Source organism: Synechococcus sp. B60.1, from assembly GCF_047462555.1.
Lineage (GTDB): Bacteria > Cyanobacteriota > Cyanobacteriia > Thermostichales > Thermostichaceae > Thermostichus.
This window is the reverse complement of record NZ_JANSJN010000080.1, coordinates 1-13,318: the sequence shown is the minus strand read 5'-3', so window position 1 is coordinate 13,318 and position 13,318 is coordinate 1. Positions and strand designations below refer to the sequence as shown.

General features: G+C 60.2%; 12 protein-coding genes. 7 read left to right on the top strand and 5 right to left on the bottom strand.

Annotated elements, in window-relative coordinates:
* The 4 genes from cimA to NW863_RS09625 form a co-directional block, all read left to right on the top strand.
* Positions 1 to 1,539 (top strand): citramalate synthase (cimA, locus tag NW863_RS09640; RefSeq protein WP_414365982.1); only part of this gene is annotated, 1,539 nt, incomplete at its 5' end.
* Between the two features lie 90 nt (positions 1,540 to 1,629).
* Positions 1,630 to 2,289, top strand: coding sequence for a dephospho-CoA kinase (gene coaE / locus NW863_RS09635; protein ID WP_414365981.1), 660 nt, complete (start codon positions 1,630 to 1,632; stop codon positions 2,287 to 2,289).
* Positions 2,290 to 2,325: 36 nt separating this feature from the next.
* Positions 2,326 to 2,853: a hypothetical protein gene (locus NW863_RS09630; RefSeq protein ID WP_414365980.1), complete on the top strand. Its 528-nt coding sequence runs from the start codon at positions 2,326 to 2,328 to the stop codon at positions 2,851 to 2,853.
* Positions 2,854 to 2,934: 81 nt separating this feature from the next.
* Positions 2,935 to 4,908: a DNA polymerase III subunit gamma/tau gene (locus NW863_RS09625; protein ID WP_414365979.1), complete on the top strand. Its 1,974-nt coding sequence runs from the start codon at positions 2,935 to 2,937 to the stop codon at positions 4,906 to 4,908.
* A 177-nt stretch (positions 4,909 to 5,085) separates the two neighbouring features.
* Here NW863_RS09625 and NW863_RS09620 read toward each other — a convergent pair whose 3' ends face one another.
* Complete coding sequence (locus NW863_RS09620) at positions 5,086 to 5,505, bottom strand: VOC family protein (RefSeq protein ID WP_414365978.1); 420 nt, start codon at positions 5,503 to 5,505, stop codon at positions 5,086 to 5,088.
* Between the two features lie 200 nt (positions 5,506 to 5,705).
* Here NW863_RS09620 and topA point away from each other — a divergent pair, with 200 nt between their 5' ends.
* Positions 5,706 to 8,459 (top strand): type I DNA topoisomerase, encoded by a 2,754-nt coding sequence (topA, locus tag NW863_RS09615; RefSeq protein WP_414365977.1) that lies wholly within the window; start codon positions 5,706 to 5,708, stop codon positions 8,457 to 8,459.
* 233 nt (positions 8,460 to 8,692) lie between these two features.
* Here topA and NW863_RS09610 read toward each other — a convergent pair whose 3' ends face one another.
* The 4 genes from NW863_RS09610 to grxD form a co-directional block, all read right to left on the bottom strand.
* Positions 8,693 to 10,255, bottom strand: coding sequence for a B12-binding domain-containing radical SAM protein (locus NW863_RS09610; protein ID WP_414365976.1), 1,563 nt, complete (start codon positions 10,253 to 10,255; stop codon positions 8,693 to 8,695).
* 453 nt (positions 10,256 to 10,708) lie between these two features.
* Positions 10,709 to 11,059 carry a phage holin family protein gene (locus tag NW863_RS09605; RefSeq protein ID WP_414365975.1) on the bottom strand — a complete coding sequence of 117 codons (351 nt, stop codon included), beginning with the start codon at positions 11,057 to 11,059 and terminating at the stop codon, positions 10,709 to 10,711.
* A 39-nt stretch (positions 11,060 to 11,098) separates the two neighbouring features.
* The gene (locus NW863_RS09600; protein WP_414365974.1) at positions 11,099 to 11,401 is read right to left on the bottom strand and encodes a BolA family protein; all 303 of its coding nucleotides are present in this window, start codon (positions 11,399 to 11,401) and stop codon (positions 11,099 to 11,101) included.
* Positions 11,402 to 11,408: 7 nt separating this feature from the next.
* Positions 11,409 to 11,747 carry a Grx4 family monothiol glutaredoxin gene (gene grxD / locus NW863_RS09595; RefSeq protein ID WP_414365983.1) on the bottom strand — a complete coding sequence of 113 codons (339 nt, stop codon included), beginning with the start codon at positions 11,745 to 11,747 and terminating at the stop codon, positions 11,409 to 11,411.
* 186 nt (positions 11,748 to 11,933) lie between these two features.
* Between grxD and cysE the strand changes: the two genes are divergently transcribed.
* Together cysE and NW863_RS09585 are read left to right on the top strand one after the other, a co-directional pair.
* Positions 11,934 to 12,764 (top strand): serine O-acetyltransferase, encoded by an 831-nt coding sequence (gene cysE, locus NW863_RS09590; protein WP_414365973.1) that lies wholly within the window; start codon positions 11,934 to 11,936, stop codon positions 12,762 to 12,764.
* 188 nt (positions 12,765 to 12,952) lie between these two features.
* The gene (locus NW863_RS09585) at positions 12,953 to 13,297 is read left to right on the top strand and encodes a hypothetical protein (protein WP_414365972.1); all 345 of its coding nucleotides are present in this window, start codon (positions 12,953 to 12,955) and stop codon (positions 13,295 to 13,297) included.
* The last annotated feature ends 21 nt before the right edge of the window (positions 13,298 to 13,318 follow it).

The window sequence follows — 13,318 nt, the reverse complement described above, 5'->3', positions numbered from 1 at the left end:
CTGGGGATCCCGTTTATCGAGGGGGGCTGGCCGGGGGCCAATCCCAAGGATGTGCAGTTTTTCTGGCAACTGCGGGAAGAGCCTCTGGAGCAGGCGGAGCTAGTGGCCTTTTGCTCCACCCGCAAGCCGGGGCGGCGGGCGGCTGACGACCCCCTGCTGCAGGCCATCTTGGCAGCGGGCACCCGCTACGTGACGGTGTTCGGCAAGTCTTGGGATCTGCATGTGACTGAGGGGCTGGGCACCACCTTGGCCGAAAACCTGGCCATGATCCGGGATACCATTACCTATTTGCGCTCCCAGGGGCGACGGGTGATCTACGATGCTGAGCACTGGTTCGACGCCTATCGCCATAACTCCGACTACGCCCTGCAAACCCTCGTGGCGGCGGCAGAAGCGGGGGCAGAGTGGCTGGTTCTCTGCGATACCAACGGCGGATCCCTGCCCCCCGAGATTGCCGCCATCACCGCAGCCGTCTTGGCCGAGTCCCATCACCTGGGGCATTTGCCCCTGGGGATCCACACCCACAACGATTCCGGCACTGCTGTGGCCAATGCCCTGGCGGCAGTCCAGGCGGGGGCGCGCATGGTGCAAGGCACCATCAACGGCTATGGGGAGCGCTGTGGCAACGCCGACCTGTGCAGCGTCATCCCCAACCTGCAACTAAAGCTGGGCTACCGCTGTCTGCCGGAAGGGAAGCTGCAACACCTGACGGAGATCTCCCGCGCCATCAGCGAGGTGGTCAACCTGGCTCCGGATGACCATGCCCCCTTTGTGGGCCGGTCGGCCTTTGCCCACAAGGGCGGGATCCACGTTAGCGCCGTCCAGAAAAACCCCCTCACCTACGAGCACATTGCCCCGGAGCAGGTGGGCAACTGCCGGCGCATCGTGGTTTCGGAACAAGCGGGGCTGAGCAATATCCTCAGCAAAGTGGCCGGCTTCGGGATCCGGCTGGACAAGTCAGATCCCCAAGCCCACTTGATCCTAGAGCGGTTGAAGACCCTGGAGCTGCAGGGCTATCAGTTTGAGGCGGCTGAGGCCAGCTTTGAGCTGCTGGTGCGGGAGCTGTTAGGTCAGCGCTTGCATCCATTTGAGGTGCTTAGCTTTAATGTCAGCACCACTACCCGCTCCGACTGGAGCAGCAAAGACTGGGATCCCAGTGGTGAGGCGGGGGATGTGCAGTCCTTGGCGGCGGTGAAGATTGCGGTGCAAGGGCAGACGCGGGTAACGGCAGCGGAAGGCAATGGGCCGGTGGCGGCTTTGGATGGGGCGCTGCGCAAAGCCTTGCTGGAGTTCTACCCCCAACTGGAAGGGATTCACCTGGCCGACTACAAAGTGCGCATCTTGGATGGGCGGGCCGGCACCTCGGCAAAAACGCGGGTGCTGGTGGAGTTCAGCGATGGCCACCGCCGCTGGACCACGGTGGGAGTTTCCACCAACATCATCGAAGCCTCCTGCCGGGCCTTGGTGGAAGGCTTAGAGTATAGTCTCTTGACAGCACCTTGCCTTTCCCCAGCCTCTGCCCAGATGGCCTCTCCTTGAGGGGGATCTGCAACCATCTCCCCTCTCCCAGAGGGAGAGGGGCCGGGGGTGAGAGGCTGGCTCCAACTTGTGTGAAATCGTACAGCTCCCATGAGAATCATCGGCTTGACGGGCGGCATAGCCACCGGTAAATCCACAGTGGCCCGCATCTTGGAACGGCACGGGATCCCAGTGGCCGATGCAGACCAGATGGCCCGCCAGGCCTTGGCGGTGGGATCCCCCATCCGCGAGCGGGTGCTGCAGCGCTATGGCCAGGCCATCCGGGATCCCTCTGGAGAGCTGGATCGCCGCCAGTTAGGGCAGATTATCTTTGCCGATGCCGCCGAGCGGGCCTGGCTGGAAGCCCAGATTCACCCGTTTGTCAAAGCGCGGCTGCGGGAGTTTCTCCAGTCTCACGGAGCCTCTGTGCCGCCTGAGGAAGGGGTTGCAAATCCTCAAAAGGACGGCCCTCCCACCGTTTGCCTGATGATCCCGCTGCTGTTTGAGGCCCACATGGAAAACTGGGTCAGCGAGATCTGGGTGGTGACCTGTACCCCTGAGCAGCAGCGGCAGCGCCTGGCCCAGCGGGATCCCCTCCTGACACCGGCAGAAATTGAAGCTCGCCTGGCCAGCCAGTGGCCCCTAGAGGAAAAGGCCTGTCGCGCCCATGTAGTGCTGGACAATTCTGGATCCCTGGCGGAGCTGGAAGCCCAGGTGCAGCAAGCGCTGGCTTCCCAGAAACCCCTGGCCTCGCCCCAGCAGGCTGGATAGAGTAGCGGATGGGGATGGTGGGTTGAGGAAGAGTCGATGCAAGAAACGATTTGCGGCGGCGAGCCTGTTGGCGATAGCAGGGCAGAGTCCTGGTGGGTGCAAGCGCTGGCGGCGCGGGAGCAGGAGATCGAGGCGTTGAGGGAGCGCAACCGCCTGCTGCAGAGCCAGATCGATCTTTTGGAGCTGCGCCAAGAAAAGCAACACCGACAGATTCGCAGCTACGAGGCAGAAATTGAGCAGCTCTACCAAGAAAAGCAGGTGCTGGAGCAGATGATCCAGGAGCTACCAGAGCTCTACCGACGTAAGCTGCAGGCCCGCCTGCAACCCATCCGCGAGCGCATCGCCGCCATTCAGGCGGAAAATCGTCGGCTCAAGAGGGAGCTGTACCAGCTCAGCTACCGCCTGCAGCACGTGGACCAACTGGATGCCCCCCGCTGGAAGCTGCAGCTGCCCCGGATAGCTCTCCTGCGCCGCCGGGATCCCAACGGCCGGCGGCCAAAAGCTCTACCCACCCAGGAGGTGGCATCACCCAGCGTCGCTCCTGAGGGGCAAGGGGCAGAATAGGGGAGCCCTCTGGGATTGCCTCCGCATCGCCCGGCGATAGCGGTCTCGGCTGGGGCGCTGCTTGCTCGGAGATCTTCGGAAATGGCCGCCGCTGGCAAGTACGAACCCCTGCATCTGAAATACCGCCCGCAGCGTTTTGCCGATGTGGTGGGCCAAGGGGCGGTGGTGCAGACTTTGGCCAATGCCATCCGGCAAAACCGGGTGGCGCCGGCCTACTTGTTCTGTGGTCCGCGCGGCACGGGCAAGACCTCCAGCGCCCGCATTCTAGCCAAGTCCTTAAATTGCGAGCAGGGGCCAACACCGGATCCCTGTCAGGTGTGCAGCCAGTGCCGCGCCATCACCGCCGGCTCTTCTTTAGATGTGATTGAGATCGACGCGGCCAGCAACACCGGCGTGGACAACATCCGCGAGCTGATCGAGCGGGCTCAGTTTGCGCCGGTAAATAGCCGCTACAAGGTCTATGTCATCGATGAGTGCCACATGCTCAGCAATGCCGCCTTCAACGCTTTGCTGAAGACCCTGGAAGAGCCGCCCCCCCGCGTGGTGTTTGTCCTGGCCACCACCGACCCGCAGCGGGTTCTGCCTACCGTCGTTTCCCGCTGTCAGCGCTTTGACTTCCGCCGCATCCCCCTCGAGGACATGGTGACCCACCTGGGCCAGATCGCCGCCCAGGAAGGGATCCCCATCACGGCAGAAGCCTTGCAGCTGGTGGCCCAGCTTGCCCAGGGCGGGCTGCGGGACGCCGAGCGCCTACTGGATCAGCTTAGCTTGCTGGAGGGATCCATCACCCCAGAAGCCGTGTGGGACTTGGTGGGCGGGATCCCGGAGCGGCAGCTTTTGGAGTTGACGGATGCCCTGCTGGCTGACGATGTAGAGGGGGTGCTGGCTCAAACGCGGCAATTGCTGGAGCGGGGCAAAGAGCCCCTGGTGGTGCTGCAGAACCTGGTGGCTTTTTACCGGGATCTGCTCCTGGCCAAGACGGCCCCCCAGCAGCGGCAGTTGGCAGCGGTAACGGATCCCACCTGGGCAGCCTTGCAACAGCGGGCCCCTCGCTACTCGGTGGAGATGCTGCTGGCGGCCCAGAGCCATCTGCGCCAGTGCGAGCCGCAAATTCGCCAGAGCGGGCAACCCCAGCTTTGGCTGGAAATTGCTCTGCTGGATCTGCTGGGCCAGCTGCGCACAGGGGCTGCAGCCAGCGCCGCGATCCCCCTTGCCTCTGCGGGCTTACCTTCTGCTGAGAAAAGTGTCGATGTCCCCCCTCGCACCCCAGCAGAACAAAAGCAGAGGGCTACAGCAACAGCCACCCCAGAGTCCTTCACCCCTTCCCCTAGCCCAGCAGGGGACTTGACGCCCCTGCCGCAAGGACCCAGCCCACAAGAGCCGCTCCCTCCGGAAAAGGCAAAGGATCCGGCGTCTGCCCAGGTGTTGCGGCCCCGCTGGGAGCAGTTTCTTGAAAACCTCCGCCCCATCACGCGAGGGCTATTGGCATCCGGCCATTTGCAGCAGGAGGCTCTTGTTTGGCTCGATGGGACGGAGACCTTAGAAATTACCCTTGCTTTTCCCAATAAGGGCCTGGTGGAGAAAGTGCGCAGCAAAGAAGCCGAGGTACACTCTGCTCTTTACAACCTGCTGCGGCGCCCGGTGCGGCTGAAGCTGGTGGTACAGCCACCGCCTCGCCTGCGGGAGGGGCATGCTGGCCCAGCTGCGGCCCGTGACCCAAGGTTGGAGAGCAGCCCTCCTTCCCCCGAGCTCCCTCTTCCAAGACAGGCGGAGCTGAGGGCCCCGCAATCTACTGCCCCAGTGGTGCAAACCGCAAGGTCACCCTCCTACGACCTGGCCCATGAGCTGGCGGAGGTGGCCCGTCGGTTTGCCGACCATTTCAACGGCAGCCTGATAGATTTGCAAGGGATCCTGACCTCGCCCGAGGAGGCGACGGCAGAACTGTCCGCTCTCGAGAGCCTGGAGGCAGAAGGAGCCCCGGATCTGGGTGAAACCTACGGCCCGCCGGCAACCGAGTCCCCCCTAGCCCCCGAAGAGGGGGAGCTGCCTTTCTAGGCACTATTTTGGGGCGCTGGTTTTGCCCCTGCCGCTTTTGCTGGCCCGCCAAGGAACGCCTCTAGCGCTGGGATCCCTAAGGGCCAGCTCAGCTAGAGAGAGCGACCGCCTCCACCCGCATCCGCTCGTTCCATCAATTAAGGAGATATTCCCTGGAGCCCTGCGTCGGGGCAAACCTTATTCTAATCCTGGGGATCCCTGGGGGCGGATGAGCTCGATCGGCAGGCCATCGGGATCGGCGATGAACGCTACCTCATAGACTTGGCCGCCAATTTGCTGGCGTTGCGGCGGCAACAGCAAGGTGAGGGGCACCTGCGCCTCCAGATGCTGCAGATAGTCGGCCAGGGATCCCCATTCAGGGCCAATCTCCAAAGAGGGATGGTAGTAGCCTACATAGTGAGGATCCCCGAAAGGATCCGGCGCGGGATGGGGCTGCGGCACCTGCATCAGCTCCAGGCGACCCCAGGGGCTGTGCATCCAACAGGCTAAGGTGATCCCGGCGGTAAACCGTTCTTCCACCACAAAGCCCAGCCCCTCGTAAAAGGCGATGGAGCGAAAAATATCGGCGGTGCGAATAGAAAAGTGATGCAGCTTCATGGTTGTGCTAAGAGGTCGAATAGGAGCAGACTGCCCAGGTCAACCGCCCAGAACCGCTAGCCAAGCGCAAGCAGACTTGCTAGGCTCCAGAAGAAGCAGCGATGGATCCATAGGTAGACCCGATTGTGGGCGCTGATCCGCCGTACCCCTGGGTCGGGAGGCTCACCACCTTCAGTCGATTCCTTCTAGTCAACATCATCATGCCCAAGCTGGTCATTGTCGAATCTCCCACCAAAGCCCGTACCATCCGCGGCTTCTTGCCCGCCGGCTATGAGGTGCAAGCCTCGATGGGACATGTACGCGATCTGCCGGAGTCGGCCTCTGACATTCCTGAGGAGGTGAAGGGAGAAGAGTGGAGCCGTCTCGGAGTCAATGTCCACGCCAACTTCGAGCCTCTCTACGTGATCCCGAAGGACAAAAGAAAGGTAGTCAAAGAGCTGAAGGAGGCGCTCAAGAAAGCCGACGAGCTGATTCTGGCCACTGACGAAGACCGGGAGGGGGAAAGTATCAGTTGGCACCTGCAACAGGTGCTGCAGCCCAAGGTGCCCACCCGCCGCATGGTGTTCCATGAGATCACCCGCGAGGCCATTCAGGAGGCGCTGCAAAATTGCCGTGAGGTGGACGAGCAACTGGTGCGGGCCCAAGAGACGCGCCGCATCTTGGATCGCCTGGTGGGTTACACTCTGTCGCCGCTGCTGTGGAAAAAAATTGCCCCCAAACTCTCGGCAGGTCGGGTGCAATCGGTGGCGGTGAAGCTCTTGGTGGATCGGGAGCGGGAGCGGCGCGCCTTTAAAAAAGCCACCTACTGGGATCTGAAAGCGGATTTGCAACCGAGGACAGCAGGCCAAGCCGCCTCCTTCCCGGCAGAGCTGGTGAGCCTGGGCGGCAAACGTCTGGCCAGCGGACAAGACTTCGATCCCAGCACCGGGCAGCTCATGGCCGGACGGGATGTGGTGCTGTTGGATCAAGCCCAGGCCGAGGCCCTAAGGGATCGCCTGCTGGGGAAAGCTTGGGTCGTCAGCTCGGTTGAAGAACGCCCCTCCACCCGCAAGCCCGCCCCTCCTTTTACCACCTCCACGCTGCAACAGGAGGCCAACCGCAAGCTGCGCCTGTCGGCTCAGCAGACGATGCGCATCGCCCAAAAGCTCTATGAAGAGGGCTACATCACCTACATGCGTACCGACTCGGTACACCTGTCGGAACAGGCCATCCGCGCTGCCCGCGCCTGCGTGGAGTCGATGTACGGCAAGGAGTACCTCAGCCCCGAACCTCGGCAGTACACCACCAAAACCAAGGGGGCGCAAGAAGCCCACGAGGCCATTCGTCCCGCCGGGTCAGAATTTCGCCTGCCCAGCCAAACCCCCCTCACAGGGCAGGAGCTAGCCCTCTACGACCTGATCTGGAAGCGTACCGTCGCTAGCCAAATGGCCGAGGCACGACAGACCCACACCATTGTGCTCATCACGGTGGATGATGCGGTGTTTCGGGCCAGTGGCAAGCGCATCGATTTTCCCGGCTTCTTCCGCGCCTATGTGGAGGGATCCGACGACCCAGAGGCGGCTTTGGAAGATCGGGAAGTGCACCTGCCCCTGTTGCGGCAGGGGGATCCCTTGAGCTGCCTGCAGTTGGAGCCGGTGGGCCACGAAACCCAGCCGCCGCCTCGCTTTACGGAGGCTTCCCTGGTCAAGGTGTTGGAAAGTGAGGGGATTGGCCGCCCCAGCACCTACGCCACCATCCTGAACACCATCATGAGCCGTGGCTACGTGAGGTCGATGGGGAACGCTCTTGTGCCCACCTACACAGCCTTTGCGGTTACCGAGCTACTGGAAAAATACTTTCCCAACTTAGTGAACACCCGCTTCACCGCCGAGATGGAGCAAACCCTCGATGACATCGCTTCTGGCCAGGCAGACTGGCTGCCCTATTTGCGCCACTTCTTTCTGGGAGAGCAGGGTCTAGAAGGCCAGGTGAAGGCGCGCGAGTTGGAAATCGACTCCGGCCTGGCCCGCTCCATTCACCTGGAGAACCTGCCTGTCAAGATCGGCATTGGCCCCTACGGCCCCTATGTGTCGGTAGAGACTGAATCGGGAGAGGTGCGCGCCAACCTGCCGGAGGATATTCCCCCCGCCGATCTCAGCGCCGAACACATCGAGGAACTCATTCGGCGCAAGCAGGAAGGTTCCAAGCCCATCGCCTTCCACCCGGAAACCCAAGAGCCGGTCTACGTGATTCCCCAGGGTCCCTACGGCCCTTATGTGCAGTTGGGGGAAGTGTCGGAGAAGAACAAAAAGCCCAAGCGCACCTCCCTCCCCAAAGGGCTGAAGCCGGAGGAGGTCACCCCTGAGATTGCCCTCGAGCTGCTCAGCCTGCCGCGCACGTTGGGGGAGCACCCAGAGTCGGGGAAGAAGGTGCAAGCAGGGATTGGCCGCTTCGGCCCCTACGTGGTCTGCGACGGGGATTTCCGCTCGCTGCCTGCCGATGAGAATGTGCTGACCATCAGCTTGGAGCGGGCGCTGGAGCTGCTGGCCCAGCCCAAAAAAGGCCGTGGGCGCGGCTCGGCCAAACCCCTGCGCGAGCTGGGATCCCATCCTGAGGATGGCGAAGCGGTCACTTTGCACGACGGCCCCTACGGGCTGTATGTCAAACACGGCAAGGTCAATGCTTCTTTGCCCAAGGAGATCCCTGCCGAAGCAGTCACCCTGGAAATGGCCCTGCAGGTGTTGGCCGAAAAAGAAGGTTCTTCTGTCAAAGGGAAAGCCCTCTCAACCAGCAAAGCCAAAATGAAGGCCAGCATGACAGGCCAGCAGGCCAAGGCGGCTGGACTGCGGCAGCGGCGCGGAGCACAAGCAGCTTCCACCGGCGGTGGGATGGCCAAGGAGCCCCAGGCGAATGGTTCAGCTCCGTCTAGATCCCGTTCCACCATTTTGAAGGTCACTCCCAAAGCTAGCTCCTGAGGACAGCTTCTCAGGTTGGGATGGCACCAGACCCCCTGCTTGGGGTGGAGTAAGGAGCCGGTGCAGATGTTAGGGCTGCGGATTCAAGACAAAAGAGCTGTTCAGGGAACCCCACCCCAGCGGCTGAACAGCTCCACGGCCAACCAATCTCCAGCGGTCTAGGCCTGCAGAGAGCCCCCCTGAAGAGCCCAGAGGGATCCCAGCCCCAGTGCTGCAAACTGTCGTCGTCGCATTTATCCTGACGATGAGTCGGCAAGCAACGGATCGTATCCTAGTTGCTGGCTGAGGCGAGCGCGGGCCAACTCCCGGTACTCCCAAAAGTGTTCCCCTGCCGCGCACAAACCCAAATACAGGTTCAGCAGGCTGGGCTTGCGCCGCCAAATTGTCCACAGTTGTCGCCAAAATTGGGCGCGAATTTGCGGGTGGCGGATCCCTTGTTGCCAAATGAGCTGGAGAAGGAGGTGGATCCCTTTCTGAAGGGGCAGCCTCATCACTTGTCGCCGGCCTGCTTTAACCCCTATATTCAGGCATTGTCGCAGACAACGAGAGAGATATCGCGCCGGCTCATACAACTTCCAAAAACTCTCCAGATATTCCCGGGCAATTTCAGATGGAGAACGGGTGGGAATAAAGTTCATCAGCGTGTTTTGATCCCCAAATTCGGTGACGCCAATTCCCTCCAGCAACCGCTGCTCTTTTTTGAGGCGATTCCACAGTTGAGTGTTGGGTAGAGCCTGTAAAATGCCCAACATCGGCTGAGGAATACCGGTCTGCTCGACAAAAGCCTGAATGCGCTCCCCCGCACCTGGCCGCTCTCCGTCAAAGCCCAGAATAAACCCGGCGTAGATCAACAGCCCAGCATCGTTGATCTTGCGACAAGCCTCTACCAGGGGGTGGCGGGTATTCTGTAGCTTTTGAGTCATCTGTAAGCTGTCTTGGTCTGGGGTCTCAATACCCAGAAAGACCGCATAGAACCCCGCTTCTACCATCAACTGCATCAACTCTTCATCTTCAGCTAGGTTGACAGAAGCCTCTGTCATAAAGGTAAATGGATAGTTGCGCTCCTTGCTCCACGGGATCAGCTCGCGTAAAAATCGCTTGACATTGCGCTGGTTGCCGATAAAGTTGTCATCCACCACAAAGACCGAGCCACGCCAGCCCAGGTCGTAGAGGGCTTGCAGCTCGGCAAGCATTTGGCTTGGCTCTTTGGTTCTGGGCTTGCGTCCATAAAGAGAGATGATGTCACAAAACTCGCAATTAAAGGGGCAACCCCGCGAGAATTGCACTGACATCATGAAGTATTGATCCATGCGCAGCAGGTCAAATCTCGGCAGAGGGCTTTGGGTGACATCTGGCTTTTCTGTGGCTCGAAAAATGCCCACTTCTTGCCCAGATTCTAGAGCCTTGACAAAAGCCGGTATGGTCACTTCCCCTTCGTCCAAAACCAGGTAGTGGGCTCCAGAGTCGAGAGCATCTTGGGGCAGAGAAGTGGGATAGGGCCCTCCCACTGCCACCTTTTTACCCAATTGCACAGCTTTGCGAATTAAGGCGTGAAAATCCTGCTTCTGCACCAGCATGGCCGACAGGATCACCAGGTCGCACCACTGCCAATCGGCTTCCGTTTCGGGGGCAACATTGCGATCCACAAAGCGAAGCTCCCAGTCCTGGGGCAACAGAGCGGCAACTGTGATCAAGCCCAGAGGTGGCATCAGTGCTTTCAGACCCACCATCTCAATGGTGCGATTGTATGACCAGAAAGATTGGGGAAAGCGAGGATAGAGCAACAACGCCTTCATACCCGTCAGCTCCTAAATTGTAGATTCTGATCTAACACGGGCCGTTCCAAGCAAGTTAAAGACTCTCCTCTGGCCCTCTGCACTGCTGCAACCATCTCTACAAAAAAAGGAGCTGGAGATCTACACAACAAGCAGTTTGGATGCGATTTGCAATAACCCTGGCGTGCTGTTTCCTATTTCGAGTGGCTGTGGTTGTCAGCAACAAAGATAGAGGGCTAGCGGGATACAATCTTGCTGAAGAGAGGTTCGAGGTGGCCTGGCAGGACTTTATCCCGGCTTGTGCGAGCGCACGAATATCCCAGTTCTTGGTTCAGAGTTGAAACCTACCTATAATGGATTTTCCAGCATTAAGCCAAGTATGGAAACACCTCCCTGGCTAGGAGGGATCCTAACCAGTCGCTTGCTGGATCACAGGATGCGGAAAGGTTTTATCCCTTCACGAGAAATTCAAGCCTAGCTGGCTTGCTCGAAGATGCGCTGAACCAAGCCGCTGACGAGGGAGAGCACGATGGCACCGACAAACGCCCAACCAAAGTTGTCGATGTTGAAAGCATCTCCGGCCAAGAAGTCGGCAATGGCTAAGCAGATGCCGTTTAAAATCAGCCAAAACAAACCTAGCGTCAGGATTGTAATCGGCAGGGTGATCAACTGCAGAAACGGCTTCACCAAGCTGTTGACTAGCCCAATAGCCAGTGCCGCTACCAAGGCACCTCCAAACCCGGAGACGTGGATCCCGGGCAAAAGCCAAGCCAAAATCATCACGCTCAAGGCCGACATCAGCCAGGTGGCCAAAAGAGCTGCCATACTTCCTCCCTTACCCCGCCGGGGCAGCCATTTCGCCCTCTATGCTATCCAATCGTGAGGGATCCCGGCTGCCGCCACCTCTTCCGGGCTGTAAGTTTGCAACGCCAAAGCATGGATACTCTGCCCCATCTCCTCAGCCAGAGCGGCGTACACCAAGCGGTGTCGTTGCAGAGAAGTTTTGCCGGCAAACAGAGGCGACACCACCTGCACGCGGTAGTGCCCCCCGGATCCCTGCTGCCGTCCCCTATGGCCAGCGTGGCGGTGGGATTCGTCCTCTACATAGGCGTAGGTGGCCTGTAGCTTCTCGGCCAGGAGCTGCCGAAGGCGGTTCGGGGTGAGCATGGGATCTTCAAGATTGAGTGCTGGCCTTGGCAAAAGCTGCCTCCACCAGGGGGCGCAGCTCGTTGCGGGCGTGCATCTCTTGGAGGATGTCGCAGCCGCCCACAAACTCCCCGTCAATGTAGATTTGCGGAATGGTCGGCCAGTTGGAAAACTCTTTGATCCCTTGGCGAAGCTCGGGATCCTCCAGCACGTTAATTGCCGTGTAGGGGAAGCCCAAGCTATCCAATATGCGAACGGCAGCGTAGGAAAACCCACATAGGGGCATTTCTGGGGTGCCCTTCATATAAATCAGCACTTTGTGGGTACGAACCTGGTTGCGGATTTTCTCTTCCAAAAGGGGATCCAGCATGGTAGCCAGCCAGTTTAGCGACAACAGGGGACAGGCAAATTCAGCTCCTATCGTAATCTCATTTTCATCCACTTTTGACGAAAAGCGTCAACAGGCATCCTGGAGCCTGGCGGGGGCTCCCCCTGCTGACGACAAAAAGTGCTAGAAGGGGAAGCAGTGGAGGTTTCTCACCGGAGGCCATTCATGCTAACGGAGTCCTCTCGCGCCAGCAGGACAGAGTCCTCTCGCGTTAGCGGGACGGAGTCCTTGCCGTCGGCGGTGGAAAGCCCTGAGACAGGGGGGAGTGATTCTTCCTCTTCTGCCAAGCCGGAGCCAAAACTGGGGTTCTGGCAGCAATTCTGGGAAGACATCGACTGTGTCTTCGAGCGGGATCCGGCGGCGCGCAACCGCTGGGAGGTACTTTTCACCTACCCCGGGGTACATGCTCTCTTCCTACACCGCATCGCCCATTGGCTGTGGCAGCGGCGCTGCTTTTTTCTGGCCCGCTTGCTCAGTTTCATTTCTCGCTCCTTTACGTTGATCGAAATCCACCCGGCAGCCCGGATTGGACGGCGCTTTTTCATTGACCATGGTTGTGGCGTGGTGATCGGGGAGACGGCGGAAATTGGCGATGACGTCACCCTCTACCACGGGGTTACCTTGGGGGGCACCTCTTGGACCAAAGGTAAACGGCATCCCACCCTAGAAGATGGGGTGATCGTGGGCACAGGGGCGAAGATCCTGGGGCCAGTTCGCATCGGCGCCAGAGCCCGCATCGGGGCCAATGCAGTGGTAATTCAAGATGTGGCCCCCGGCATGACGGTAGTCGGGATCCCAGGTCGAGCGGTCATCCCACCCCATCAACGCCGCATCCCCGCCCACGGCATCGACCTCGATCACCACCTCATGCCTGACCCGGTGGGACGGGCAATCGAGCAGTTGTTGCACCGCATTCAAGAGCTGGAAGCCCAGGTGGCCCGTCTTAGCCAAGAGCGGGAGCGGGCCCAACCAGATGGTTCAGGGGCAGGTGACTAGCTCGGCAGTATCCGCATGGGGGCGTAAGTTTCTGAGGCTTTCCCTGGAAGAGGGCAGAGTTCGCAGCTTCCTCAGGCGCAGGGGAGAAGCTTGCCCTGTTGCGTAACCCTTTTTGCGGCAAAGGGGTGGAGCCATTTCAGCAGGGCGAGCTAGGGTGCTAGCATCTCGGCTCTACGGGGAAAACGGTGATGATGTCGGCCAAACCCCTCTCTGGGGCAGCAGCTCTGCTCTGCCTAGGCCTAGCTCCAGCCGCTCTGGCCCAGACGCTCCTGCTGGAGCAAACGGTGCTCCTCGACAGCAGACAGAACAGCGCCACCCCTCTACAAAGCAATGTCCTACAAAACATTGTCTTCGTCGTGCCCAACACCCCAACGCAGCACTTCGCCGGCAGATGGGGTTGGCGCAGCAGCCCCTCACCGCCCCCTGCCCCCATCACAATCCTTATCCTCAACTCCCAAGCCAACTTGGCCGCCGAGGCAGGCGAGCCGCAGAGTTGTGGCCAGCGCTGCCAGGGATCCCTGCGCCTGCCGTAAAGAAGAGGCGGCTGCTTGCAC